The following is a 23,723-nucleotide window of genomic DNA, read 5'->3' as shown; positions in this document are numbered from 1 at the left end:
GCGGTTCAACCGTCAGAAGCCGACGCGAACGCCGCCGTGAACGGTGAGTTCGTTGCCGTCGTCCTTGCCGGCGGTGGTGCTGGCCGTGACGTCGAGCTGGATGTTACGCGCCAGCTGCGCCGAAGCGCCGCCAGAGAAGCGCGAATAAACGCTCTGGTCGCGCTCACCAAGGTTGAAGCGATTGACGATGATCGGCGCCGAGGTCTGGCTGAAGGTGAGGGTCCGGCTGTCGCCCTTCAGATCCTTTTCGAGCATCGCCGAGGCGAACGGACGGAGGATGCTGCCGTCGGCGTCAAGGTCGCCGCGAAGCTCGATACCGGCGCTTCCGACCAACGCCGAATAACGCTGCTTGCCGACGTTGAGGGTCAGCGCCGCGTCACCCGTTTCGGTATAGGCGTCGACCTTGGCCCGCGCCCAGTCGATCGCCGCCACCGGGCCGATGCGCAGCGGCCCCACGCCAGCAAGGAAGCCGGCCCTGGCCCCCGCGACGACGTGGCTGCCGTCGGGCGAGGCCGTCATGTTGTCGATCACGCCCGCGCGGGTGATCTCATAATCGGAGCGGCCGTAGCCGGCATGACCCTGCACGAACACGGGACCAAGCGCATAAGCGGCATAAACGCCGCCCTGCCAGGCGTCGCCGTTGATCCGCGCGATGGCGTTGTCGAGCCTGGCCTTGCCGCGGGAGAGGCCACCGGCAACACCGATCAGGCCGTTGCCGCCCAGGCCCAGTTCCACGCCGATCGTGGCCCCGACGCTGTCCATATCAAACGGGTCGGCAGTGAAGCTGCGGTTCACCTCCCGGCTGAAGCTGTCGCCCATGACGAAGAAGCGAACGCCTTCAAGCACTTCGCCATCGCGCGGCGAGCCCAGGTCCAGGCGGCTGTTCAGCGTGCGCCCGAACTGGCGCGCATTGTCGAGCGCGAGGTCGGTAGTGGCGCCGAGGTTCAGCGGCGCCTGCAGCTGGCGGAAGGAGTAGCGGCCGACGATCGCGAACCCGGCAGCGGTAAGGTGCACCTGGTCGAAATAGAAGAGGTATTTGTCGGCTTCGCCCGGCGTGGTGAAGCAGGACGTGTTGGGCAGCGCCGGGCAAGCCAGACCCTGAAGCCCATAGGCACCGTAATTGGACTGGACGCGATTACCGATCAGCGTGAGGTCGGTGTAGTGGACGACCACACCATTGGCTGCATAGCCCGCCAGCGTCTGCTGGATCGCCGGGTTGAAGGCGTTGGCAAAGGCGTTGCGGACGGCGCGCGCATTGGCGTCGTTCAGCACTTCGGGCAGGCCGGCGCTGTCGCCAGCAAGGAAGCTGACCGTCTGCGCGCCGCTGCCGACCAGCAGGTCGAGACCGGCCTTGGCCTGCGCTGCCGCGCGGGCGCCTGCCGCCGGAGCGCCGGCGAGCGAACCCTGGACAACCGGACCGCCCGCAACGGTGCCGCCGCGCTGCTGGTAATCGCGCGCGTCATTGCCGCCGATGTTGACCAGCAGAAGGTCGCCCGCGCCAAGCTTGCCGCTGACCGTCGGAAACGGGCTCGGGCCGCCGCCGGCGAGGAAGCGGGTATATTCGGTCGCAAAGCCCGGCAGGCCGGCGGTCACGTTGCTGTTGTCGGTCTTGGCCCCGCCGATCGCGAAATTGTCGACCGGCACGTTGCCGAGCAGCGCGGCGAGCGTATCGACATAGTTGGTCGAATTGGAAAAGCGCCCCTGCGGATAGGCGATCGGGAAGGGCTGGCCGCCCAGGCGGAAGGCGTTGCCGAAATCGACATAGCTGTCGCCAAAGGCGACGATGCGGGTGATCCGCTGCGCCGACGCAGGGGTTGCAACCGAAAGGGCCAGAACGGCAGTGGCGCCAAGCAGGGCGCGCGCGCCAAGACGCTGAATCATGTGTGTTTTCCTCCCCGGCCACTAACGGCCCCAGGCGCGTAGCTATGCCTCTCGTTGCGGCGGGCTGACAAGTGGCCTCCGCGCAACAGTGATGCGCTTGCTGCTAGACCCCGAGTGCCCTGGCGAAACCGGGGTCAAGGAGGTCGTGCACCTCGGCGTGCCGCTTCATGTAATTGGCGTAGAAGGTGCAGGCCGGGATGACCTTCAACCCCTCGGCCCGGGCCCAATCAAGCGACGCCTTGGCAATTGTCGAACCGATGCCCTGACCTTCGTGATGCGGAGGCACGACGGTGTGCGGAAACATGACCTTGCCGTGCATCGGGCGATAGTCGGCGAAGGCGATGGTGCCGTCGTTGAGATGCAGTTCGAACCTTTGTTCGGCCTCGTTGCGAATGACGGCCTTCATGCGACCACCAATCCCCTGCATTCGCCAAGCCCGATCGACACGTAACCCTCGGCCTCAGCGCGGGCGGTGAGGATCAGTTCGTCGCCATCCTCAAGGAAGCTTCGCGTCTCGCCGGTCGGCAGGGTCAGCGGCGCCTTGCCGCCCTGACTGATCTCCAGCAGCGAGCCGAGACCATCGGGAGAGGCGGTCGACAGCGTGCCGGTGCCGATGAGGTCGCCCGGCTGGAGATTGCAGCCATTGCAGCTGTGATGCGCGATGATCTGCTCGGCGGTCCAATACATGGCGTCAGCCGCCGTGCCTTCGCTCAGGCGATGCGGTGCCATCCCGGCGTCGCGCATCTTCTGCGTGGTCAGCGCTGCGCTGACGGTGAGGCCCAGGCCTGGCTTGTCCGAACCGCCAGCGAGGTAGGACAGGGGCTCGGGGTCGCCTTCCGGCCGAGTGAAGGCGGCGGTCATGAACGGCGCCATCGCCTCGGGCGTCAAGACGAACGGCGACACGCTGGTCAGGAAGTTTTTGGCGAGGAAGGGCCCGAGCGGCTGATATTCCCACGCTTGAAGATCGCGCGCCGACCAGTCGTTGAGCAAGCAGAAACCGGCAATCGCGCCCTCCGCCTGATCGATCGGGATCGCTTCGCCCAGCGCGTTGCCGGGTCCGACCCAGATGCCGAGTTCGAGCTCATAGTCGAGCCGCCGCGAGGGGCCGAACACCGGCGCGTCGGCTTCGGGGGGTTTCCGCTGTCCGCTCGGGCGCACCACCGGCTGGCCCGAGACCCGGACGCTGGATGCGCGGCCGTGGTAGCCGATCGGCACATATTTATAGTTGGGCAGCAGCGGATTGTCGGGGCGGAACTGCTTGCCGACGTTTGTCGCGTGATGGATTCCGACGTAGAAGTCGGTGTAGTCGCCGATCAGGCACGGCAGGTGCATGGTCGCTTCGGACTGGCCGAGCAGTGCGGCTTCGACCGTGTCGCGATGCGCTTCGTCCGATAGCAAGTCGGACAGCCGTTGGCGTAGCGCCACCCGCGGACCTGCGCCAAGCGCTAGAAAGGCGTTCAGCACTGGCTGGGCGAGCTCTTCCACCCACGCGTCGCCGAGCGCGTCGGCGATCGCGGGCAGGTCGAGCAGGAAATCGCCGATCGCGACGCCCACGCGCCGCTCGCGTCCTTCGCTGGAGAAGATGCACAGCGGCAGGTTCTGCACCGGAAAGTCGCGGTGCCCTTGCGCGCTTTCCACCCAGCTGGTGCGGGCGGGATCGTGGGTGTCGTCGATCCTCATGGCAGCCGCGCCTTGGGGAAGTCGGCCCAGGCGGCGTCATAGTCGGGCTGCGCGCGGCCGAGCGCTTCTTCCGGCACTTCGAAGGGCCAGCAACTTTCGATCATGAAGGCCATGGTCCCGTCGATCTTGTGGGGTTTCAATTCGGCTTCGCTGGCGCGGCGCCAGGTTTCGACGTCGGGTCCGTGCCCGCTCATCATGTTGTGGAGGCTGAGGCCGCCCGGCTGGAATCCCTCGGCCTTGGCATCGTAGGCGCCGGTCAGGAGGCCCATGCATTCGCTCATCACGTTGCGGTGGAACCAGGGCGGGCGGAAAGTGTCTTCGGCGACCATCCAGCGCGGCGGGAAGATGACGAAATCGACGTTGGCCCGGCCCGCCATGTGCGACGGCGAGGTCAGCACGGTGAAGATCGAGGGATCGGGGTGGTCGAAGCTGACCGTCCCGATCGCGTTGAAGTGCGACAGGTCGTAGCGGCAGGGCGCGAGATTGCCGTGCCACGCGACCACATCCAGCGGCGAATGGTCGAGCGTGGTCTTCCACAGCTTGCCACCATATTTCTGGATCAGTTCGGTCGGCTCGTCCTTGTCCTCGAACCACGCGACCGGCGTCTCGAAGTCCCGCGGATTGGCGAGGCCGTTGGCGCCGATCGGCCCGAGGTCGGGAAGGCGGAAGGGAGCGCCGTAGTTCTCGGCAAGGTAGCCGCGGGCGGCACCGTCGGGGAGCGCGACCTTGAACCGCACCCCGCGCGGGATCAGCGCGATCTGACCAGGCCCGATCCCGATCCGGCCAAGTTCGGTCAGCAGCTCGAGACGGCCTTCCTGCGGCAAGATCAGCAGCTCACCGTCGGCCGAGACGAACACGCGATCCAGCCGCTCGGCGTTGGCGGCATAAAGATGCACCGCCACTCCCTCGAGATCGGCCGGCGCGCGGTTGAAGACGGCGGTGGTCAGCCCGTCGATGAAGTCGGTTCCGGTGTCAGGCTCTGCCAGCGGATCCCAGCGCAGGCGATTGGGCGCGAGCGGACCCGAAGCGCGGCAGGCGAGCCGCGGCGCTCCGTCGTAAGGCGCAAACGGCCGATGATCCGCGCTCGGCCGCAGCCGGTAGAGCCACGAGCGCTTGTTCTCATGCCGCGGCATGGTGAAGGCGGTGCCGGACAGTTGCTCGGCATAGAGGCCGAAGGCCGGACGTTGGGGAGAGTTGCGGCCCTGCGGAAGGGCGCCGGGCACTGCCTCAGTGGCGACATGCCCACCGAAGCCGGCCACATAGGCGGGAGAGGAGCTGGTCAGCATGGCACCCGCTCTAGGCCGGTGGAGCGGGGGAGGGAAGCGTTCGGTCCGCTTCCCTCCCCGCGTGCCGGTTAGTTGACGTTTACGTTGATCTCGTCCGGAATCACAGTTTTGGAGCCGCCGAACGTGCCATTCGAATAAAGCAGATAGCCGATCACCAGCACCGCCAGCAGGACCACGATCGCGATCAACCCGCCGCTGCCGCCGCCGCGGTCGGTATTCACCACTGTGGTGCGCTCGACCACGCGGCCATCGTCCACGCCATCACCGTTAAGATCAGCCATCGCCCTTGAACTCCTGTTGTTGCGCCGAAACGAACGAAGGCGGCGACCAACCGTTCCGGGCTCAGTCGTTCACCGCGCGAGGTGTCCGTTTTTGGTCACGCAAGGGATGGCAATCGAAGCGGCCGCGGATGGCACGGTTGAAGTAGGAGCCCTTGGACGACGCGGAGGCGAACCCTTCCGCCACCTCGGGCGGGACACCGAGGTACAGATAACGCCGCCCGCTCGCCAGGCAGAGCTCGAGCGCCTTGTGCTCAGGCCAGTAGAGCGCGCCATTGATGAGGCTGCTGTCCATCGCCGCGGAAACGAAGCGCCGCGCCAGTGGATTCATCACATGCGACAAAGGGATTCCCACGCGAGTCGAACCGCTATACTTAACCCCTTGGTAACCGCGTCGGCGCTAATTGCATCCTTATTGGGGGTAATGGACCGACGCATGGACCTGAGCTTTTCACCTGATCTGAGCCTCGATCACGAGCCGATCGACATGGCTGCAGCCATCGGAACGGATGAGCGGCGAATGCATGTGCGTGCCTATAATTACTGGGCCTCGCTCCTCAACGGGCGCGACTTCCCGTCGATCGAGGACCTGGATGGCCGCGACGTCCAGGACTTCGCGGATAATAGCCTGCTGCTCGATTTCACCGCCGGGTCCGACAATCCGGTTACCAGCTTCATCGGTGCCGCGCTTCGCACCGAGTGCGAGATCGGCGACGAGGTCCGCACCCTTGCCGACGTGCCGCCACGCTCGCTGCTGAGCCGTTTGACAGACCATTGGCTGCAGATCGTCGCCAATCGCGCGCCGATCGGGTTCGAGGCCGAGTTCACCAACCAGCGCGGCGATGACATCTGTTATCGCGGCATCCTGATGCCTTTCTCCTCCGACGGAGAGACGATCGACTTCATTTACGGCGTCATCAACTGGAAGGATGCCGTCTCCGCGCCTCGGCCCGACCCAGTGCCGCAGGTGGCGTTCGCCGCTGACGAGGACGTGCTCGAGCTCGTCGAAGAAATGGAGCCCGAGGACCCTGCGCCGCTTGGCGAGGATGCAGGGCTTGCCGACCGCCTGTCCGCCGCGCGCGAAACGGTGGAGGTTCTGAAGGCCGCCGACGGACGCAGCCGCGCCGCGCTCTACCGCGCCCTGTCGCTCGCTTATGATTTCGCGGTCGCAAGCCGCCGCGTACCCGATGACTATGCCGAGCTGCTCGACGATGCCGGGATCAAGGCACAGGCGCGCGCGCCGATGACGCCGATCGTGAAGCTCGTGTTCGGCGCTGATTACGACAAGGCGCGGCTGACCGAATTTGCCGCAGCGCTCGCCCACGCCGAACGCTGCGAGGTCGACTTCGAAGGCTTCCTGCCGTTCATCGAACGCTTTAACGGCGGCCTCAAGGGGCTGGTCGCGGCGGAACGTGATGCCCGCAGGCCCGAGCCGCGGGTCGATAATCGCGGTGACCGCGCGCGGGTGCGCCTTCGCTCCGCCGCCCCGCAGCCGCTCAGCAGCCTTGCCGGCAACGACGAATTCACGCTTGTCCTCGTCCGCCGCGACGCCAACGGCAAGGTCGAGCCGGTGTGCGCCGTGTCCGACATGAGCCTCCTTGAAAAGGCGCTCCACCGCCTCGCCTGACGGGCGGCTCCGGGGTGAGCGGCGGACCTTTGCGGGGTCCTGCGGGGTTGTGACTGGCGGAGGGGGGGTCTAGACGCCCCCGTAATCTCACCTGGGAGCGTAAAAACGATCATGGCGGCTGACCCCCGCGTGTCCGCGTCGATGGCGGATGCCTTTTCGAAAGCCCTTCTGGACAACGCCCTGCCCGGCGAAACCGAGGGCTTCACCGCGGCCGAGCAGGCGGAAGCCGCGGCCTTTATCGCCGAAGCGGCAGCGACCCGCCGCCCGGGCGAGATCGCTTTGAAGCTGCAGTCAGTTGGCGGCGAAGCGGCCCGGCGCCTGATGCGCCTGGTCATCATCAACGACGACATGCCGTTCCTGGTCGACAGCGTTGCCGCCGTGATCGCGGGGCATGGCCTGACGGTGCACCGCTTGCTGCACCCGATCGTGCACGCGAGCCGCGATGGCGAGCAGCTGACCGGCCTTGGCCAGGGCCAGGCGGAATCGATCATCTACGTCGAACTGGACCGCGCCGACGCTCGCGGCCGGCACGAACTGGTGCTGGAAATCGAGAACGTCCTTGCCAACGTCCGCGCTGCGGTGCGCGACTGGAAGACGATGGTCGCCATCATGGCCGAGGACGCCACCTCGGTTGCGGGCGCCGACCCAGAAAGCGCTGCGCTGCTGGGCTGGCTCGCCGACAACAATTTCACGCTGCTCGGCCACAAGCGGGTCGGTGCCGATGGCGCGCTCGCCAACGGGCTCGGCATCCTGTCGGGCGAGGGCATCGACCTGTGGAGTGTCGAAGACCTGCGCGGCCTGCTGGACACGCTTCGGCAGGACCAGCGGCCGGTGCTGATGCTGAAGGCCGACCGCCTGTCGCCGGTACACCGCCGGGTGCCGCTCGACGTGGTGGTGGTTCGCCTTCCCGACGGGACGCTGTCCATCCATGCCGGCCTGTGGACCAGCGCCGCCCTGCGTAGCTCGCCTGCCGAGATTCCGGTGGTGCGCCAACGCCTGTCCGCGCTTGACTCGGAGCTTCGCTTCGCCCCCGCAAGCCACGGCGCCAAGGCACTTGCCCACGCGCTGTCGAGCCTTCCGCCTGATCTTCTGGTGTCGTTCGGCGAGCGTGAGGTTCGTGCTGCGGCGTTGACAGCGATGAGCCTCGCCGATCGCCCCCGCCCGGCGCTGCTGCTGCTTCCAGGCGCGCTTTCTCGCCACCTGTTCGCCTTTGTCTGGCTGCCGCGCGACGAACTGAGCACCACCCGCCGCCTGGCGATCCAGAAAATGATCGAGGAAGCCGTGCTGTCCTCGGTCACGAGCTGGACGGTCGAGCTTGGTGACGGCGACCTGGCGCTGATCCGCCTGACGCTCGGCTATTCGGCGTCGCGCCCGCTTCCCGATGTCGCCGAACTCGATCGCCAGCTGGTCGAGATGGTCCGCGGCTGGGCCCCGGCGGTTGAAGCCGAGCTGACCGAACGGGTCGGAAGCGGCCGTGCGACGCGGCTTGCGCTCACCTACCTGCCCGGCGTGCCCGAGGATTATCGCAGCCGCGAGCGGGCCGAGGAAGCCGCTTCCGACATCCTTCGCCTGTGCGCGCTTGAAGGCAGCGACGACCGCGACGTGCGTCTGTTCCGGGACCTGTCGGATCGCCCGGGTGAAGTGCGCCTGAAGCTGTATCGTTCGGGCGGGCTGGTGCCCCTGTCCGAAGCGGTGCCGGTGCTGGAAAATTTCGGGTTTCGCGTCATTGAGGAGCTGCCGACAGCACTCGGCGAGGATAGCCGGCTCGGCCATATCCACGATTTCGGCCTCGAACTCGACGCCGATGCCGGCGAGCTTCTTGCCCGGACCGATGTGATCGAAGGCGCCATTGCAGCCGTTCTCCAGCGTCATGCCGAAGATGACGAATTCAACCAACTGGTGCTGTTCGCCGGGCTCGATCCCCAGCCGGTGGTGTGGCTGCGCGCCTGGTTCCGTTACCTGCGCCAGACGGGCGTCGCCTACAGCCTGGTCACCGTGGTGGATGCGCTGAAGCGCTCGCCCGCTGCCACCCGCGCGCTGGTCAGCTGGTTCGCCGCCGCCCACGATCCCGCCCGGGCCGACCGCGCCGCTGCGGTTGAAACGCAAAAGGCGGCGTTCGAAGCCGCGCTGAACAGGGTCAAGTCGATCGACGACGACCGGATCCTGCGCCTGCTGCGAAGCGTGGTGGAAGCGACGCTTCGGACCAATGCCTTTGCGCCGCGCGCCGGCGAAGCACTGGCGTTCAAGCTTGATCCGACCCGCGTGCCCGGCTTGCCTGCGCCGATCCCGTATCGCGAGATCTGGGTTTACAGCCCGCGGGTCGAAGGCATCCACCTGCGCGGCGGCCCGGTTGCCCGCGGCGGCCTTCGCTGGTCTGACCGGCGCGACGATTTCCGCACCGAGATCCTCGGCCTGATGAAGGCGCAGCTGGTCAAGAATGCGGTGATCGTGCCGACCGGCGCTAAGGGCGGCTTCTACCCCAAGCAGCTGCCCTCGCCCGCCACCGATCGTGAAGCGTGGCTGGCCGAAGGCACCGAAAGCTACCGTATCTTCATCCGCTCTTTGCTGTCGGTCACCGACAACATCGTCGAGGGCAAGGTCGTCCATCCCGACGGCGTGGTGATCCACGACGGCGACGACCCCTACTTCGTGGTCGCCGCCGACAAGGGCACCGCAACCTTCTCCGACGTCGCCAACGCGATCGCGCTGGAACGCGGCTTCTGGCTCGGCGACGCGTTCGCGAGCGGCGGCTCGAATGGCTACGACCACAAGGCGATGGGCATCACCGCCAAGGGCGCGTGGATCAGCGTCCAGCGGCACTTCCTCGAACTGGGCATTGACATCCAGTCGGAGCCGGTGACGGTGGCGGGCTGCGGCGACATGTCGGGCGATGTGTTCGGCAACGGCATGCTGCTGTCCAAGGCGATCCAGCTGGTCGCCGCGTTCGACCATCGCCACATCTTCATCGATCCGACGCCCGATCCGGCGGCGAGCTGGGAAGAGCGCAATCGCCTGTTCCAGCTCCCGCGCTCGAGCTGGGACGATTACGATCGCAGCAAGCTCAGCCCCGGCGCAATGATCGTGCCGCGCAGCCAGAAGGAAATCGTGCTGACGACGGAAGCCGCGGCGGCGATCGGTGTGCAGCCGGGTTCCTTCGATCCCGCGACCCTGATCAGCGCCATCCTCAAGGCGCCGGTGGGACTGATGTGGTTCGGCGGCATCGGCACTTACGTGAAGGCGCGGGCGCAGGCCAACAGCTCGGTCGGCGATCCTGCCAACGACGCGCTTCGCGTCGATGCGGCGGACCTCCGTGCCAAGGTGCTTGGCGAGGGCGCCAACCTGGCCATCACCCAGGCCGCGCGGATCGAATTCAGCGAGCATGGCGGGCGCTGCAACACCGACTTCATCGACAATTCGGCCGGCGTCGATTGCTCGGACAATGAGGTCAACATCAAGATCCCATTGAATCAGGAAATGCTGGAAGAGCGGCTGACGCTGGACGCACGCAACGCGCTACTGGAAAGCATGACCGACGAGGTCGGCGAACTGGTGCTGGACGACAACCGCCGCCAGACGCTTGCGCTGTCGGTTGCCGAGCGCGGCGGGGTCGCGGCGCTTCCGGTGCAGGTCCGCACGCTTGAACTGCTGGAAGCCGCCGGGCGCCTCGATCGCAAGGTCGAGGGGCTGGAGACCAGCGACGAGCTGCTGCGCCGCGCCGGCGACAATCGCGGCCTCACCCGGCCCGAACTGGCGGTGCTGCTCAGCCTCGCCAAGCTCAGCCTGCAGGATGCGGCGGAAGAGCTGCAGCTGGCCGACGATCCGCTGATGCACGAGCAATTGCTCGCCGCCTTCCCGGTGCCGCTGCGCGAAGCGCATCGCGATGCGCTGCTGCGCCACCGCCTTCGCAACGAAATCGTCGCCACCAAGGTCGCCAACCGCTTCGTCAATCGCCTGGGGCCGAGCGTCGCGCTCGACCTCACGGAAGAGGACGGCAGCTCCTTGCCGCAGGTCGTCACCGCCTTCCTCACCGCCGAGCGGCTGCTGAAGCTCGACGTCCTGTGGCAGCGGATCGAGGATGCGCCGGTCAGCGAAGCGGTGCGCCTCGACCTGATGGCGATGGCTGCCCAGAGCATCCGGGCCCACATGAGCGATATCCTTCGGGCGGGCGGCGGCGAAAGCAACGTGTCCGAGCTGGTCGCGCTGCTGGAACCCGGCCTGACCAAGATCGACGCCGCTGCGCGATCGATCATCCGCGACGAGGTGAAAGCACAGGCCGTGGCGCTGCGCTCCTCGCTCGAGACCCTTGGCGCGGGTGAGGCGATCGTGCGCGGGCTGGTCAAGCTGTACGAGCTGGACGGCGTGTTCGGTATCGCTGGCCTGGCGGCGCGCAAGAACATGGACGCGCTGGAGCTGACCCACGCTTATGTCCGCATCGGCGAAGCGCTCGGCATCGACTGGGCGCAAAGCCAGGCGCTGAAGCTGCAGCCGACCGATCAGTGGGAGCGGCTGCTGGTCGCGGGCCTGCTCAACGAGTTCGAGCAGTTGCGAATCGAGTGGCTGTCACGGGTGCGCGGCGAGGATCCGGTGCAGTCGGTCGAACGCTGGGCCGAGCGGCAGGCGAAACGGATCAACCAGTTCCGCCGCCTCATCTCGCGTGCGCGGGCCGGGGGCGCGGTGACGGTGCCGATGCTGGCGCAGATCGCCAGTCAGGCCCGGATCCTGCTTGCCCGATAAGGAAGGCCGTTGATGCGCCTCGCGATGCTGACCCCCGCGCCGGATTACGACGCGGAATGGCGCTGGGCGTTCGACGTCGAGGCCGAGGCCCTGCGCGCGGCGGGCGCCGAGGTGGTGGGCGTGCCGTGGACCGAGTTCGGCAGCCCGGCCGGGTTCGACCTGGTGCTGCCGCTGGTAACCTGGGGCTACCACCTACGCCACGCCGAGTGGCTGGCATTTCTCGATCGAGCCGAGGCCGAGAGCTGGCCGATGGCCAATCCGCCGCAGCTGCTGCGCTGGAACAGCGACAAGGCGTATCTGGCCGAGCTCGGTCGCCAAGGGCTGGCGAGCGTGCCGACGCTGGAGGTCGATCATCTGAACGAAGCGGCGCTGGCTGCGGCGCACGGGGTGCTCGGGACCGACCAGCTGGTGATCAAGCCGCCGGTCTCAGCCGCGGCGTGGGGCACCTACCGGCTGGGGCCAGGCCAGCCGGTACCGACCGAGGTGCACGGAAGCCGGATGCTGGTCCAGCCGTGGCTCGGGTCGGTGATCGAAGAAGGCGAATACAGCCTGATCTTCTTTGGCGGCCATTTCTCACACAGCGTGGCCAAGCGGCCTAAGGCGGGCGATTTCCGGGTCCAGCCCGATCATGGCGGCACGACGAAGGCTTGCGAGCTGCCGGATGGCGCCCTTGCCGTCGCCGAGGCTGCGCTAGCGGCAGCACCGACGGCAGCGACCTACGCCCGTGTCGATCTTATCCGCGGCAACGACGGCGGGCTTCAGTTGATGGAGCTGGAGCTGATCGAGCCCGCTTTATTCCTGCATTGCGTGCCGGAGGCTACCAGCCGCTTCGCCGAAGCGGTGCTGGCCGCCGCCGCCTAACCCCCGAGCGCCCGCCCGAACAGCCACTGCCGCAGCGCACTGGTGAGGTTGGGCGGATCGGCGACCTTGAGCCGCGCTTCGTCGATCTCCGCCACCAGCGCGTTCACCGGCATGGCGGCATCGCGTGCGGCCACCTCCAGCGCCCGCCAGAACAAGGGTTCCAGGCTGATGCTGGTCTGGTGACCGCGAATAAGGACGCTTCGTTTGACCGGCGGCGAATAGGTGACGATTTCCACCGTCAGTACATGTGCTGCCCGCCGTTGATGGACAAGGTCGAGCCTGTAACGAACCCGGCATTCTCGTCGACCAGGAAGGCGACGCCGCGCGCGATCTCGTCGGCACGGCCGAGGCGATTGACCGGGATCCGGGCGACGATCTTGCCAAGCACGTCTTCCGGAACCGCCGCCACCATGTCGGTGTCGATATAGCCCGGAGCGATGGCGTTGACGGTCACCCCGGCACGGGCGCCTTCCTGGGCCAGCGCCTTGGTGAAGCCGTGAATGCCCGATTTGGCGGCGGCATAATTGACCTGGCCGTACTGACCCGCCTGGCCGTTGATCGAGCCGATGTTGACGATCCGTCCGTAGCCGCGGCTGACCATTCCGTCCCACACTGCTTTGGCCATGTTGAAGCAGCCACCGAGATTGGTGTCGATCACCTCCTGCCACTTGGCATGGTCCATGCGCTTCATGGTGGTGTCGCGGGTGATGCCGGCGTTGTTGACGAGCACGTCGACGGGCCCAAGCGCCGCTTCGACCTCGGTGACGCCCGCGACACAGGCGTCATGGTCGCTGACGTCCCATTTGAACGACTGGATGCCGGTGCGCTCGGAGAAGGCCCTGGCCCGCTCTTCATTGCCGGCATAATTGGCAGCGACGGTCATGCCGGCGTCGCGCAACGCCACACTGATCGCTTCGCCGATGCCACGCGTGCCGCCGGTCACGATTGCCACTCTCGCCATCAACACTCTCCTCCTCAGGAGAGTCGAGCCTAGGCAGGCACAATCCAACCGGCAAGTTCGCGGCGGACCAAGGCTTCAAGCATCACCATGCCCACTTCGCGGTCGTTGAGGCAGTCGAGCCGGGCGAAATGAGTGCCGCCAGCGCCTTCGAAATCCTCCTTGCCGCGGATGCCGAGCTCCTCGATCGTCTCCAGGCAATCGGCGGAGAAGCCCGGCGCAGCGATGGCGATCCTGGTGATGCCTTGCGCCGGATACGCCTTGAGCACGTCGTCGGTCGCGGGCTCGAGCCACTTGTCGCGGCCGAAGCGTGACTGGAAGCTGGTGTCGACTTCGATTTGCAATCGCTCGCCGAGCAGCCGCGCGGTCTTGCGGCAGTGGCAGTGGTAGGGATCGCCCTTGCGCAAGGTGCGCTCGGGCATGCCGTGATAGGAAAGCAGCAGCCGCTGCGGCGTGAAGGTGAGCGCGGCAAGCTGCGCCTCGATGTCGCGCTGGAGCGCATCGATATAGTCGGCGCTGTCGTAGTAAGGCGGAAGCGTGCGCAGCGCCGGCTGCCAGCGCCTGCCGGCCAGCGTCAGGAAGGCGAGATCGTTGGCGGTCGCGGTCGTGGCTGCGCAATATTGCGGGTAGAGCGGCGCCAGCAGGATGCGCTCGCACCCTGCGTCCTTCATCGCCGTAAGCCGGTCGCTTATGGCCGGGTTGCCGTAGCGCATCGCCCAGTCGACCACCGCCGCATGGCCGATCCGCTCCTGCAGCTTGACTGCCTGCCGCCGGGTGATGGCGGCCAGCGGCGAGCCCTCTTCGGTCCAGACCTGCGAATAAGCATGCGCCGACTTGGCCGGTCGGGTGCGCAACACGATGCCGTGAAGGATGGGCTTCCAGATGGCGCGGGGGATCTCGACCACGCGCCGGTCCGACAGGAACTCGGCCAGGTAGCGGCGAACGGCTGCAGCGTCGGGCGCATCGGGCGTGCCGAGGTTGATCAGCAGCACGCCGACTTTGCGCGGCGGGATCGAAGGGTGATCGGAAGGAGGAAGCATGAAGCTCACGACATTGGGGTAAAGGGCAAGCTTCGCAAGCGCCGGCCGGTCGCCGCAGCAAGAGCGTTGCCGACGGCCGCGGGGGCGGCCGCCGACCCCAGCCCGGATGCGCCGCCCGGCGGCCCGTCGCCAGCTAGCACTTCGACCAGTGTTTCCGGTGCCTTGGCAAGCGTCGGCAACGTCGGTTCGAGCGGCGCGAGGACCCTGCCGTGGCGGAAGGACGGTGCCGTGGCACTCGCCTGCGCGATGGCGGCGAGCATGCCTCCTTCGACCTCGGCCTTGACCAATGCCGGGTTGACCACGCGCCCGCAATCTACGGCCGCGACCAGGCGGTTCACTTGCACTTCGCCGCCTGGACCCACCTGCGCTTGCGCGACCACTGCGATATGACTGCCGTAACCGCTGAACACCGACAATCCCATCTGGCTGCCTAGCCCGCCTCCATCCCATCCGCCAAGCGCCGTGGCGCGAACGAGGCAGCGCACGAGGGGGAGGTTGCCGGCAAGCAGGCTCATCCGCTGGCTGAGCGGATCGCGGCCGCCGATGCGAGCCAGTTCGTCGAGGAAGCTTTCGGTGAAGAAGGTCAGCGCCGGATGCAGCTCGCCGCGGTGATATCCGGTGCGGATCGGCAAGGCGGCGGGCGCGAACTCCAGCGCGACAGCGGAAACGCGGTAGGGGAGCGGCGCGACTGCGTACTGGCGAGGGCCGCCCGCGGTTGAGCCGAGGAGGCGGGCAAAGGCTTCGGCCGTGCTGTCGGCCCCGGCCACTCGCATCCGCCATCCGGCGATCGAACCATCGGGCAGGGGGCGCGCGAACAGGCGGGCGGCGAGGGGTGAGCGGACGGCATCGGAGCAGATTTGCTCGGTGCGGCTGGCCGTCGCCTGCACCGGGCGCCCGCTGCGCTGCGCCAGGGCGGCGGCGATCGGCACCAGCACATTCTCCAGCGCCGCGCCGCCCTGCCCGCCGATAGGCATGGGATAGAGGATGGTGGACTTGAGCGGCACGCCCGCAGCTTCGGCGGCAGCGCGGCGGGCAAACTCGGGTGCCTGCGTCGCCGCCCAGATCTCGAGCAGGCCATCCTTGTACCGCGCCGTGGCGCTGGGCGGCTCGAGGTCGGAGTGGAGCTGCGCGGCCGCCGTGTAGGTGGCGGCAAGCGGGCGGGCGCCGGCGAAGGCTTCGTCGATATCGCCGATGCCGTGCAGCGTTTCGAAGTCGTCGCTTCCCAGTGCTGCATCCAGTGCGGCGATGATTGCGGCGTCATTGCCGCCAGCGGGACCAAGGACGCGGACGCGGGCAGCGGAAAGCGCCTGCTCGGCCGCCCACCAGCTGTCGGCCAGCGCCGCGACCCAGCCTTCGCCCTGCTCGAAGCGGATGCCGCGCGGCGGGGCGCCCTCGATGCTGATGCTCCCGGCCCCGGCACGGCGGACCGCGGCATGGAGCAGGCCCGGCAGGCGAACGTCGCCGGCAAAACGCATCCGTCCTTCCGCTTTGGGCAGCGCGTCGAGACGAGCAAGCGGCTTGCCCACCAGCTCACCCGGAGCGGAGCGAAGGGCGATCTCGCCGCGGGGAAGCGTGCGTGCGGCAGCGCCATCGGCTAGCGCAGCGAAGGCGAGCGACTTGCCCTCGTGCCGGACAAACCCACCGCCGGTGTCGCACTCGGCCGCGTCAACGCCCCACCGGCTCGCGGCTTCGGCGATCAGCAGGTGGCGGGCGGCGGCGGCGGCGAGGCGCATCGGGCGTTCCATCGCGCGGACCGAGGTCGCTCCCGCGGTCACTCGGAAGAGGCCGGGATCAGGTGCGTTCGGCCACGCCCGTGCGCCAGCCAGCCAGCCTTCGGCTTCTGCCAAGCTGTTGTCCCAGTGGCTGCCCGAGCGGGCCGGCGCGACCCCGATGCTTTCCCATGCGGCGCCGAGCTCGTCTGCGGCGATCTGGGCAAGGCCGGTCCAGATGCCTTGGCCGGTCTCCACTTGCGGCACGGCAACGGTGATCTGCCCGTCGCGCCCGATTAGCAGGCCAGGGCCGAGGGCCAGCGCATCGGCCGTCGGCGCAAGGCTCGCGCGCTCGCCCCGGGGCCACAGGCTCCAGGCGACCGCCAGCCCGGCTGCCGCACCGGTGCCGACCAGCAGGGTGCGGCGGGAGAGCTTCAAACCGCGTATTGAGCTTTGAGCGCGACGCGGTCGATCTTGCCGGTGCCGAGGCGGGGCAGGGCCTCGCTCGTGAAGATGAAGCGTTCGGGCACCTTGAAAGAGGCGAGGCGCGGCTCGAGAAAGGCGCGCAAGCTCGCTTCGGTGAGGTCGCTGCCTTCTGCCGGCAGGATCACTGCGACGGGTACTTCGCCCAATCGCTCGTCGGGGGCGCCGAACACCGCGGCTTCCGCCACCGCCTCGCAGGAGTAGACCGCGGCCTCCACTTCGGCCGAACTGATGTTCTCCCCGCCGCGAATGATGATGTCTTTCTTGCGGTCGACGATGAATAGATATCCGTCTTCGTCGAGGAAGCCGACGTCGCCGGTCTTGAAGAAGCCGTCGGCGCTGAATGCGGCCACCGTGGCTTCCGGGTTCTTCCAATAGCCCTTGATGTTGGCGGCGGAGCGGATGCCCACTTCGCCGATCTCGCCACTGGGCAGATGCGCGTCACCGTTCCCGAGGATCGCGACGTCGACATAAGGCAGCGCACGGCCGGTGGACGCGGGCTTGTCGAGGTAATTGCCCCAATAATTGCCGCAGCCGACGGCATTGGTTTCGGTCAGGCCATAACCAAGCGCCGGCTGCGCGGTCTCGAAGCTGTCCTTCAAGCGCTGGACATGCGCGACCGGGCGCGGGGCGCCGCCAGCCGCGATGTCGGTGAGGGTCGAGAGGTCGTAGCGGTCGCGATCGGGATGGCTCATCATCTCGAGGCTCATGGTCGGCACGCCGACGAAATAGGTGATCTTCTCCTGCTCGATCAGCCGCAGCGCTTCGCCCGCATCCCACTTGGGCATCAGCACCATGCCGCGCCCGATGACGAAGCTGTTGAGCAGCACCGGAACCTCCCCCGTGACGTGAAACAATGGCACGTTGAGCAGGGTCTTGGGCGGGTTCTTGGGCGGGTTGCCCGTGCTCTGGAGGATGCCGAGCAGGCACATGATGCTGGTGGCATAGGTATAGGTGCCCTGCGCCACGGCCATGTGGGTCGACAGCGCGCCCTTTGCCCCGCCGGTCGAGCCGGAGGTAAAGAGGATGGTGGCGTCGTCCTCCGGCGCGATCTCCGGAAGCTCGGCATCGCTCGCTTCGCCGCCGGTCAATGGCTCCAGCGCTTGGTCGATCGGGCGCTCGATCGGCAGCGCAATCAGCGGCCACGGTCCGCAGGCGGCGGCGATGCGCTTGGCGCGGGGCTCGTCGGCGATGATCAGCCTGGGCTCGGTGAGGTCGAGCGCATGGCTCATCTCCGCGCTTTGCCACCAACCGTTGAGCAAGGTCGAAATGCCGCCGGCCTTGAGCACCGCCATGTGTGCGACGATCCAGCTCGGGCAATTGCGCATGGCGATGCCGACCCGGTCACCCTTGGCGATACCGTGACGAGCGACCAGCGCGCGGGCGAGATCGTCGGAGATCCGGTCGAGGTCGGCGAAGGTCAGCCGCTCCTCGCCCGCGATCACCGCTTCGGCGGCGCCGTTCAGCGCGCAAAAGGCCTTGAAGAACCCCGGCATGGTCTGCGGAAAGTTGGCGACGATGCGGCGGCCGTCGGCATCCTCGCCGACCACGATCCGTCCCCCCGGCCCGGTGACGGCCGCGAACACGGCGTCATAGCGTTGGTCGAGCTCGGTCGGCATGGGTCACGCGTCTCCTTGGCCTTTGCTTGGGTCCCTCTTATTAGACCTCGGGTCCAAGAGGAAAGACCAGTAATGAACTTGAGCGTCGCAGCGATCGACTTCACCAGGCTCGGGCTCGATCCCGTGGCGCTCAACCTCGGCGTGTTCGAGCTGCGCTGGTACAGCCTCGCTTACCTCGCCGGTATCTTCCTTGGCTATTGGTACCTGCTCAAGCTGATCAAGCAGCCGGGCGCACCGATGGCGCGGCGCCATGCCGACGACCTCGTGTTCTATGCATCCTTGGGCGTGATCCTTGGCGGGCGCCTCGGATACGTCCTGTTCTACCGCCCGGGCTTTTATCTCGAAAACCCGCTGGAGATCATCAAGCTGTGGGACGGCGGCATGAGCTTCCACGGCGGCGTCATCGGAACCAGCATCGGGATCATCTATCTCGCGTGGAAAGAGAAGCTGCAGTGGCTGCGGCTGCACGATTATGTCGCCTGCGTGGTGCCGATCGGGCTGTTCACCGGACGGCTCGCGAACTTCGTCAACGCCGAGCTGTGGGGCGCGCCGACCAACGTGCCGTGGGCAGTGCGCTTTCCTGAGGTGGTAGCGGGCGTAGTTGTGCTCGGCCCGCCGCGGCATCCGAGCCAGCTGTATGAAGCGGCGCTCGAAGGCATCCTGCTGTTCGCCATTCTTGCCGTCATGTTCTGGCGGACGCGCGCCCGCTACCAGCCAGGCATGCTGGTGGGCGCATTCCTGTTCTTCTATGGCGTGTTCCGCTTCGGGGTGGAATTCATCCGCGAGCCCGACAACCACTTGCGCGAATTCGCCGAGATCACGGGGCTGCACATGGGCCAGTGGCTGTGCGTGCCGATGATCCTTGGCGGGCTGTACCTGATGGCGACCGCCAAGGGACGGCGGCAGCGGGTGGAGAGCATCGCGGGGCAGGAGAGCGTCGCCTGACGCCCTTCGCGCGCGCCTTGCAGGAGCGGCTGCGCAGCGACGGACCGCTCAGCGTCGAGGCCTACATGGAGGCCTGCAACGCTTATTATTACGCGACTCGCAACCCGCTTGGCGCGGCGGGCGATTTCACCACCGCGCCTGAAATCAGCCAGATGTTCGGCGAACTGGCCGGGGCGGCGCTGACCGATGTGTGGCGGCGAGCAGGGGCGCCGGCAAACGTGCGCTACGTCGAGCTCGGGCCGGGCCGGGGCACGCTGGCGAGCGATGCGCTGCGGGTGATGCGCAGCGCGGGGCTGACGCCGCCCGTCCATCTGGTCGAAACCAGCCCGACTTTGCGCGAGGCACAGGCGGCGCTGCTCGGCGAAGTCATCCATCACGACAGCCTCAACGACCTGCCCGGCGACGCGCCGTTGCTGGTGGTGGCGAACGAGTTCCTCGACGCGCTGCCGATCCGTCAGCATGTCGACGGGATCGAGCGGCACGTCGAATGGATCGGCAACGGCCTGGCGTTCGATCGCGACGGCGAAGTGACCGAAAGCTCGCCTGCCCGAGATGAGGCGGTGCAGGCGCTGAGCGAAGGGCTGGTGGCGCTCGGCGGCGTGGCGCTGGTGATCGACTATGGCCACGAGCGGAGCGCGGCGGGTGACACGTTGCAAGCCGTACGGAGCCATCGCTTCGCGCCGGTGCTGGCCGACCCTGGCGACAACGATCTCACCAGCCACGTCGACTTCCAGCGGGTGACCGAGGTGGCGCGGGAGGCTGGCGCCTTTGTCGCCGGCCCGGCCGAGCAGGGCGCCTGGCTCGAGCGGCTCGGCATTCAAGCGCGCGCCCGGGCGCTTGCCAACGCTTCGCCGGCGCGCGCGGGAGAGATCGAGGCGGCGCGCGCGCGGCTGTGCCGCCCCGACCAGATGGGCAGCCTGTTCAAGGTGCTTGCCATCCACTCGCCCGAATGGCCAAAGCCGGCCGGGCTATGATCATTCGACCCGCCACGGCTGCCGACCTGCCCGCCATCGACCAGGTGTTCCGCACCAGTTTCTGCGACACCTTCGCGCACCTCTACGATCCGGCCGACCTTGCCGCTTTCCTCGACCGCTTCACCGCCGATGCGTGGCGGGCGGAGTTCGACGATCCGGCGCATGCCTTTCAGGTCGGTGAGATGGATGGCGCGGTCGTTGGCTACGCCAAGATCGGCCCCAGCAAGCTTCCCCACGTCGATCCCGAAGGGCTGATCGAGCTGCGGCAACTCTACCTCCTCAAGGCCGCGCATGGGACGGGCTTGGCGCACGGGCTGATGAACTGGGCGTTGGACGAAGCCAAGCTTCGCGGAGCAAAACGGATGGCGCTGTCGGTGTTCGGCGAGAACTGGCGGGCGCAAGCCTTTTACGAGCGCTTCGGCTTCGAGGATCGTGGGCCTGTGACCTTCATGGTCGGCAGTCATGCCGACGAGGATCGGGTCTGGGAGGCGCAGCTGTGAGCGTCCCGGTCTGGCGGGCGCGTAGCCTGACCGACCTGCCGCACGGCTTCCTCGGCCGCGCCGGCGGGGTCAGTGAGGGCGCGATGGCGAGCCTCAACTGTGGCTGGGGCAGCGGCGACGACCGTGCGCTCATCGTCGAGAACCGCCGCCGCGCGGCTGACGCCGTGCTGCCGGGCGCGGCCATCGTCTCGCCCTATCAGGTGCACGGCACCGGGGTGCTGGAAGCCGGCAACTGGTCGGACGATGAGCGGCCGCATGCCGACGCGCTGGTGACGGACCGGCCCGGCATCCTGCTCGGCATCCTCACCGCTGACTGCGCACCCCTTCTGTTCGCCGACCGCGAGGCAGGGGTGGTCGGCGCAGCGCACGCGGGCTGGCGCGGTTCGCTGGGCGGGGTTTCAGAAGTGACCGTCGCGGCAATGGAAAAGCTCGGCGCGGAGCGAAGCCGGATTGCTGCGGCGATCGGCCCGACCATCACCCGGACAAGCTACGAGGTCGATCACGCCTTCCCCGAACCGTTCCTGGCTGCCGATCCGGATACCGAGCGCTTCTTCACGGACGGTCCGGCGGGGCGCCCGCATTTCGACTTGCCCGCCTATCTGCTCCACCGGCTAGCCGCGGCGGGGCTGCGGCAGGTCGAGACGCTGGGGCTCGACACCTATGCGCGCGAAGAGGATTTCTATTCCTTCCGCCGCGCGACGCACCGCGGCGAGCCAAGCTACGGCCGGCAGATCAGCCTGATCGGTTTGCCGCCCGCCCGCTAACTTCTCGGCAAGGGCTTGGCCTTATGGTCGAGGCCATGGCGCAACCCTTGCCCGTCCGGAAACAGGCCGTCGATCTTGCCGGGGGACCGCGCAAGGTGGGCTCGCGCATTCGCCGCGCGCCGCCGCCGCCGCCCGAAAAGAAGCTCAGCGCCGCCGAAGTGCGGGAACGTGAAGCATGGGTGATGGGGATCGGCATCCTGGCCGTCGCCATGGCGCTGATGGTCGTGGTGCTTGCCGCCGCGCGCTGGGCGGGATGGAGCCCGTCCGATTACGCCATTTCCCTCGATCTCTGAGTATTGAGGGGGCTCAGCCGCCGGGCATGGTTCCGGGGCGAAGATAAGCGAACAGATAAGGCACGTAATCCTGCTTGCCGAGCGGCACGCCGGCGCTGCGCAGCAGGGCATAAGCCATGCCGGTGTGGAAGCTGACTTGCGGCAGCGCCCAGTCGCGGACGAAGGTGAAGCCGGTCATGTCGAACACCATGCCCATCGGCAGCGCGTGCGCGACCGGGCGATCGGCGGCGGCATCGAACTCGCCCGGCGCAACGCCTTCAAGAAAGGCGAGCGTGTCGGCAAGGGTCGCGCGATGCTCGGCAAGGGTGCCGGTGTCGTCCTGCTTCATCGCGGCGTGGGTGCGCAGCGCCACCGTCTCGCCCGGGGTCTCTTCACCCCGCAGCCGATGCACCGCCTCACGGGCCTGGAAGGCGGCGATGCGGACTTGCGAGTGGAGGGGGAACATATCGACCGCCAGGCGGACAGCGAGCAGGGCCTCGGGGTCCTGGCCGTGGGCGGCGGCGTGAGCCTCGCCCTTGGCCAGCCACTGCGACAGCGCGCCGAGCTGATTGACGAGGGTGGGAACGAGAAGCTGGGTCAAGGTCATCGCAGCGCTATGCGGCGGGACGGGCCAGCGCGGCAAGCGAAGTTCACGAAGTTCACATAGGGCGCAGCTTTTTCGCGCCCGCGCCCTTGCTCTGCGTCGGGCAGAACGCGCCCCGAACCCTGCTACGAAAGCGATTCCTACATCGCAAGGGGCCGCGCCGCCCGGCGCCGCGGCAAGCCCTAGCGGGTCTGCTGCGCGTCGGGGGTGAGGGGCGCGAGATCCTGGTCGGAGGGCGAGCGCTCCAGCCGCTCAGTCAGCGAGCGATAAAGATGCGCGAGCTTTTCATGCACCGCAGCGATCTCGGCCGTCGGGGCCTCAGCGGCACGGGCCTGCTCGTCCGCGATGCGCTTGGAGTAATAGGAAAAATCTTCTGAAGACATGACTGTCTCCCTCGTTGCTTAGCGGGGAGCTCTCACCTGTCTCTCGTGCACCGGCGCGCTAGTGGATTTACCGGTGCTGCCGATTGTGTAGCGCAAGTTTGTGACGGATGCGAGTCAAGCGGGTTGGAGCGGGACCTGAGCGCGGCAAGATGCTTGCTCTATGTTGCTGCCCGGCGCGCTCCCCTCACTTTGGGCGTTCGACCGCGCTATCGTGCTCGGCCCAGGGATGAAGCCAAGAGAGCCCCGCGCCCATGCACCGCATCTTCACCACCAGCGTCGCCAGCGTGCACGTCCATTATGTCGCCAAGGCGGAGAAGAAAGGGCGGACACGCGCCGAAGTGGACGAGATCCTCCGCTGGCTGACCGGTTACAGCCAGGCGGCGCTGGAGCGGGCGCTGGCTGAGGGCGCCGACTTTCGCACCTTTTTCGCCGAAGCGCGGCGATGAACCCAGCGCGGCTGGCGATCACCGGCAAGGTCTGCGGGGTCGCGGTGGAAGCGGTCGAAGACCCGCTGATGCGTGAGATCCGCACCGTCGACAAGCTGGTCGACGAACTGGCGCGCGGGCGGCCGATGGCGAAGATCTTGCGGAGTGACGCGGAGGCGGGTTGAGCCGGGGAGGCCTCGGCGCCCGCCCTTCTGATCGAAGAGCGGGCGGGCGGGTGTCGCTCAGGCGCGCGAGAAAGCCGGGCGGAAGCGTTCGCGCCGGGCGTCGTGGGCCATGAGCTTGCCCTTGAACTTGGTCGTCATCAGCGCGGCGCCGGCGCTGCTCTGGCAGACGAGGCGGGTGCCGCCGTCGGGCAGCTTCTCAAGGGCGGAGATGCCCACGTCGGCCGCGTCGCACTTGGCGATCACGTCGCTTTCGGCGAGCTTGAGGAAGAGAACCCGGCTCATGAATTGGCCGCCTGACGGCGAGCAGCGATGCGGTGGCCATAGGCTTCAAACAGGCCAAGATGCGCCATGCACGACGATTCGCAGGTAGCCGCCCGCGCCCGCGCCAGCGAGACGCCGCGGCGCCAGTAGAGATAGTTCATGTCCATGAGAAAACAGCTCCATGCCGGTAAGCAAGAGCGCGTTGAGGTCTCTCAGCCGCACGGGCTTACGAGGCCGATCCGTGCGATGAGAGG

Annotated in this window: 23 protein-coding genes and 1 pseudogene; 9 read left to right on the top strand and 15 right to left on the bottom strand. The window is 67.5% G+C overall.

What is annotated here, in order from left to right:
- Positions 1-12: 12 nt before the first annotated feature.
- The 6 genes from ACP69Z_RS02335 to ACP69Z_RS02310 all read right to left on the bottom strand — a co-directional run bounded on the left by ACP69Z_RS02335 (position 13) and on the right by ACP69Z_RS02310 (position 5,456).
- Positions 13-1,881 (bottom strand): autotransporter domain-containing protein, encoded by a 1,869-nt coding sequence (locus tag ACP69Z_RS02335; protein ID WP_426265941.1) that lies wholly within the window; start codon positions 1,879-1,881, stop codon positions 13-15.
- Between the two features lie 103 nt (positions 1,882-1,984).
- Entirely contained in the window at positions 1,985-2,287 is a 303-nt protein-coding gene (locus tag ACP69Z_RS02330) for a GNAT family N-acetyltransferase (RefSeq protein WP_426265940.1), read from the bottom strand.
- Positions 2,284-3,561, bottom strand: a complete 1,278-nt coding sequence (gene fahA, locus ACP69Z_RS02325) for a fumarylacetoacetase (RefSeq protein ID WP_426265939.1) — start codon at positions 3,559-3,561, stop codon at positions 2,284-2,286. Before fahA ends, ACP69Z_RS02330 begins: the two co-directional genes overlap by 4 nt.
- On the bottom strand, positions 3,558-4,847 hold the full coding sequence (hmgA, locus tag ACP69Z_RS02320) for a homogentisate 1,2-dioxygenase (protein ID WP_426265938.1): 1,290 nt from the start codon (positions 4,845-4,847) through the stop codon (positions 3,558-3,560). Before hmgA ends, fahA begins: the two co-directional genes overlap by 4 nt.
- A gap of 68 nt (positions 4,848-4,915) precedes the next feature.
- Positions 4,916-5,128, bottom strand: coding sequence for a hypothetical protein (locus tag ACP69Z_RS02315; RefSeq protein ID WP_426265937.1), 213 nt, complete (start codon positions 5,126-5,128; stop codon positions 4,916-4,918).
- 61 nt (positions 5,129-5,189) lie between these two features.
- Complete coding sequence (locus ACP69Z_RS02310; RefSeq protein WP_426268030.1) at positions 5,190-5,456, bottom strand: KTSC domain-containing protein; 267 nt, start codon at positions 5,454-5,456, stop codon at positions 5,190-5,192.
- 105 nt (positions 5,457-5,561) lie between these two features.
- Between ACP69Z_RS02310 and ACP69Z_RS02305 the strand changes: the two genes are divergently transcribed.
- The 3 genes from ACP69Z_RS02305 to ACP69Z_RS02295 all read left to right on the top strand — a co-directional run bounded on the left by ACP69Z_RS02305 (position 5,562) and on the right by ACP69Z_RS02295 (position 12,347).
- Entirely contained in the window at positions 5,562-6,752 is a 1,191-nt protein-coding gene (locus ACP69Z_RS02305) for a hypothetical protein (RefSeq protein ID WP_426265936.1), read from the top strand.
- Between the two features lie 111 nt (positions 6,753-6,863).
- Entirely contained in the window at positions 6,864-11,486 is a 4,623-nt protein-coding gene (locus ACP69Z_RS02300) for an NAD-glutamate dehydrogenase (RefSeq protein WP_426265935.1), read from the top strand.
- A 12-nt stretch (positions 11,487-11,498) separates the two neighbouring features.
- Positions 11,499-12,347 carry an ATP-grasp domain-containing protein gene (locus ACP69Z_RS02295; protein ID WP_426265934.1) on the top strand — a complete coding sequence of 283 codons (849 nt, stop codon included), beginning with the start codon at positions 11,499-11,501 and terminating at the stop codon, positions 12,345-12,347.
- On the opposite strand, the gene ACP69Z_RS02290 is transcribed toward ACP69Z_RS02295, so the two are convergent.
- The 5 genes from ACP69Z_RS02290 to ACP69Z_RS02270 are packed head-to-tail and all read right to left on the bottom strand — an operon-like array spanning position 12,344 to position 18,156.
- On the bottom strand, positions 12,344-12,583 hold the full coding sequence (locus tag ACP69Z_RS02290) for a ribbon-helix-helix domain-containing protein (protein ID WP_426265933.1): 240 nt from the start codon (positions 12,581-12,583) through the stop codon (positions 12,344-12,346). The genes ACP69Z_RS02295 and ACP69Z_RS02290 overlap by 4 nt on opposite strands.
- Before the next feature lie 2 nt (positions 12,584-12,585).
- Entirely contained in the window at positions 12,586-13,308 is a 723-nt protein-coding gene (gene phbB / locus ACP69Z_RS02285) for an acetoacetyl-CoA reductase (RefSeq protein ID WP_426265932.1), read from the bottom strand.
- Positions 13,309-13,337: 29 nt separating this feature from the next.
- Complete coding sequence (gene hemH, locus ACP69Z_RS02280) at positions 13,338-14,345, bottom strand: ferrochelatase (protein WP_426265931.1); 1,008 nt, start codon at positions 14,343-14,345, stop codon at positions 13,338-13,340.
- Between the two features lie 5 nt (positions 14,346-14,350).
- The gene (locus ACP69Z_RS02275; RefSeq protein ID WP_426265930.1) at positions 14,351-16,492 is read right to left on the bottom strand and encodes a molybdopterin cofactor-binding domain-containing protein; all 2,142 of its coding nucleotides are present in this window, start codon (positions 16,490-16,492) and stop codon (positions 14,351-14,353) included.
- On the bottom strand, positions 16,489-18,156 hold the full coding sequence (locus ACP69Z_RS02270; RefSeq protein WP_426265929.1) for a class I adenylate-forming enzyme family protein: 1,668 nt from the start codon (positions 18,154-18,156) through the stop codon (positions 16,489-16,491). Before ACP69Z_RS02270 ends, ACP69Z_RS02275 begins: the two co-directional genes overlap by 4 nt.
- Before the next feature lie 72 nt (positions 18,157-18,228).
- On the opposite strand from ACP69Z_RS02270, the gene lgt reads away from it, so the two are divergent.
- From lgt to ACP69Z_RS02245, 5 genes are read left to right on the top strand one after another with little or no spacing between them, the layout of a single operon-like run.
- Positions 18,229-19,101: a prolipoprotein diacylglyceryl transferase gene (lgt, locus tag ACP69Z_RS02265; RefSeq protein ID WP_426265928.1), complete on the top strand. Its 873-nt coding sequence runs from the start codon at positions 18,229-18,231 to the stop codon at positions 19,099-19,101.
- 17 nt (positions 19,102-19,118) lie between these two features.
- Positions 19,119-20,075 (top strand): class I SAM-dependent methyltransferase, encoded by a 957-nt coding sequence (locus tag ACP69Z_RS02260; protein WP_426265927.1) that lies wholly within the window; start codon positions 19,119-19,121, stop codon positions 20,073-20,075.
- Positions 20,072-20,575, top strand: coding sequence for a GNAT family N-acetyltransferase (locus ACP69Z_RS02255; protein ID WP_426265926.1), 504 nt, complete (start codon positions 20,072-20,074; stop codon positions 20,573-20,575). The genes ACP69Z_RS02260 and ACP69Z_RS02255 overlap by 4 nt, the downstream gene beginning before the upstream one ends.
- On the top strand, positions 20,572-21,339 hold the full coding sequence (pgeF, locus tag ACP69Z_RS02250; protein WP_426265925.1) for a peptidoglycan editing factor PgeF: 768 nt from the start codon (positions 20,572-20,574) through the stop codon (positions 21,337-21,339). Before ACP69Z_RS02255 ends, pgeF begins: the two co-directional genes overlap by 4 nt.
- Positions 21,340-21,386: 47 nt before the next feature.
- A complete protein-coding gene (locus ACP69Z_RS02245) occupies positions 21,387-21,632 on the top strand; it encodes a hypothetical protein (protein ID WP_426265924.1) in 246 nt (81 codons plus the stop codon).
- A gap of 13 nt (positions 21,633-21,645) precedes the next feature.
- Here the strand turns inward: ACP69Z_RS02245 and ACP69Z_RS02240 are convergent, their stop codons facing one another.
- Together ACP69Z_RS02240 and ACP69Z_RS02235 are read right to left on the bottom strand one after the other, a co-directional pair.
- Positions 21,646-22,218, bottom strand: coding sequence for a DUF1993 domain-containing protein (locus ACP69Z_RS02240; RefSeq protein WP_426265923.1), 573 nt, complete (start codon positions 22,216-22,218; stop codon positions 21,646-21,648).
- Positions 22,219-22,397: 179 nt separating this feature from the next.
- Complete coding sequence (locus ACP69Z_RS02235; RefSeq protein WP_426265922.1) at positions 22,398-22,598, bottom strand: hypothetical protein; 201 nt, start codon at positions 22,596-22,598, stop codon at positions 22,398-22,400.
- Positions 22,599-22,849: 251 nt separating this feature from the next.
- On the opposite strand from ACP69Z_RS02235, the pseudogene ACP69Z_RS02230 reads away from it, so the two are divergent.
- Positions 22,850-23,208 (top strand): annotated as a pseudogene (locus tag ACP69Z_RS02230) (DUF2200 domain-containing protein).
- Positions 23,209-23,265: 57 nt separating this feature from the next.
- Here ACP69Z_RS02230 and ACP69Z_RS02225 read toward each other — a convergent pair.
- Positions 23,266-23,490 carry a hypothetical protein gene (locus ACP69Z_RS02225; protein WP_426265921.1) on the bottom strand — a complete coding sequence of 75 codons (225 nt, stop codon included), beginning with the start codon at positions 23,488-23,490 and terminating at the stop codon, positions 23,266-23,268.
- Positions 23,487-23,630: a hypothetical protein gene (locus ACP69Z_RS02220; RefSeq protein ID WP_426265920.1), complete on the bottom strand. Its 144-nt coding sequence runs from the start codon at positions 23,628-23,630 to the stop codon at positions 23,487-23,489. The genes ACP69Z_RS02225 and ACP69Z_RS02220 overlap by 4 nt, the downstream gene beginning before the upstream one ends.
- Positions 23,631-23,723 lie beyond the last annotated feature (93 nt).

Source organism: Sphingomonas sp. LHG3443-2 (assembly GCF_049896405.1).
GTDB lineage: Bacteria > Pseudomonadota > Alphaproteobacteria > Sphingomonadales > Sphingomonadaceae > Sphingomicrobium.
Note: the sequence above shows the minus strand (reverse complement) of the source record. Positions and strands in the feature narration are given on the sequence as shown.

Excerpts from the sequence above, each read along its gene's own strand:
- hemH (WP_426265931.1), bottom strand. The coding sequence starts at position 14,345 with ATGCTTCCTCCTTCCGATCACCCTTCGATCCCGCCGCGCAAAGTCGGC.
- ACP69Z_RS02225 (WP_426265921.1), bottom strand. The coding sequence starts at position 23,490 with ATGAGCCGGGTTCTCTTCCTCAAGCTCGCCGAAAGCGACGTGATCGCC.
- ACP69Z_RS02335 (WP_426265941.1), bottom strand. The coding sequence starts at position 1,881 with ATGATTCAGCGTCTTGGCGCGCGCGCCCTGCTTGGCGCCACTGCCGTT.
- ACP69Z_RS02220 (WP_426265920.1), bottom strand. The coding sequence starts at position 23,630 with ATGAACTATCTCTACTGGCGCCGCGGCGTCTCGCTGGCGCGGGCGCGG.
- fahA (WP_426265939.1), bottom strand. The coding sequence starts at position 3,561 with ATGAGGATCGACGACACCCACGATCCCGCCCGCACCAGCTGGGTGGAA.
- ACP69Z_RS02240 (WP_426265923.1), bottom strand. The coding sequence starts at position 22,218 with ATGACCTTGACCCAGCTTCTCGTTCCCACCCTCGTCAATCAGCTCGGC.
- ACP69Z_RS02255 (WP_426265926.1), top strand. The coding sequence starts at position 20,072 with ATGATCATTCGACCCGCCACGGCTGCCGACCTGCCCGCCATCGACCAG.
- lgt (WP_426265928.1), top strand. The coding sequence starts at position 18,229 with ATGAACTTGAGCGTCGCAGCGATCGACTTCACCAGGCTCGGGCTCGAT.
- hmgA (WP_426265938.1), bottom strand. The coding sequence starts at position 4,847 with ATGCTGACCAGCTCCTCTCCCGCCTATGTGGCCGGCTTCGGTGGGCAT.
- ACP69Z_RS02330 (WP_426265940.1), bottom strand. The coding sequence starts at position 2,287 with ATGAAGGCCGTCATTCGCAACGAGGCCGAACAAAGGTTCGAACTGCAT.
- ACP69Z_RS02295 (WP_426265934.1), top strand. The coding sequence starts at position 11,499 with ATGCGCCTCGCGATGCTGACCCCCGCGCCGGATTACGACGCGGAATGG.
- ACP69Z_RS02310 (WP_426268030.1), bottom strand. The coding sequence starts at position 5,456 with ATGAATCCACTGGCGCGGCGCTTCGTTTCCGCGGCGATGGACAGCAGC.
- ACP69Z_RS02235 (WP_426265922.1), bottom strand. The coding sequence starts at position 22,598 with ATGTCTTCAGAAGATTTTTCCTATTACTCCAAGCGCATCGCGGACGAG.
- ACP69Z_RS02305 (WP_426265936.1), top strand. The coding sequence starts at position 5,562 with ATGGACCTGAGCTTTTCACCTGATCTGAGCCTCGATCACGAGCCGATC.
- ACP69Z_RS02270 (WP_426265929.1), bottom strand. The coding sequence starts at position 18,156 with ATGCCGACCGAGCTCGACCAACGCTATGACGCCGTGTTCGCGGCCGTC.
- ACP69Z_RS02315 (WP_426265937.1), bottom strand. The coding sequence starts at position 5,128 with ATGGCTGATCTTAACGGTGATGGCGTGGACGATGGCCGCGTGGTCGAG.
- ACP69Z_RS02300 (WP_426265935.1), top strand. The coding sequence starts at position 6,864 with ATGGCGGCTGACCCCCGCGTGTCCGCGTCGATGGCGGATGCCTTTTCG.
- phbB (WP_426265932.1), bottom strand. The coding sequence starts at position 13,308 with ATGGCGAGAGTGGCAATCGTGACCGGCGGCACGCGTGGCATCGGCGAA.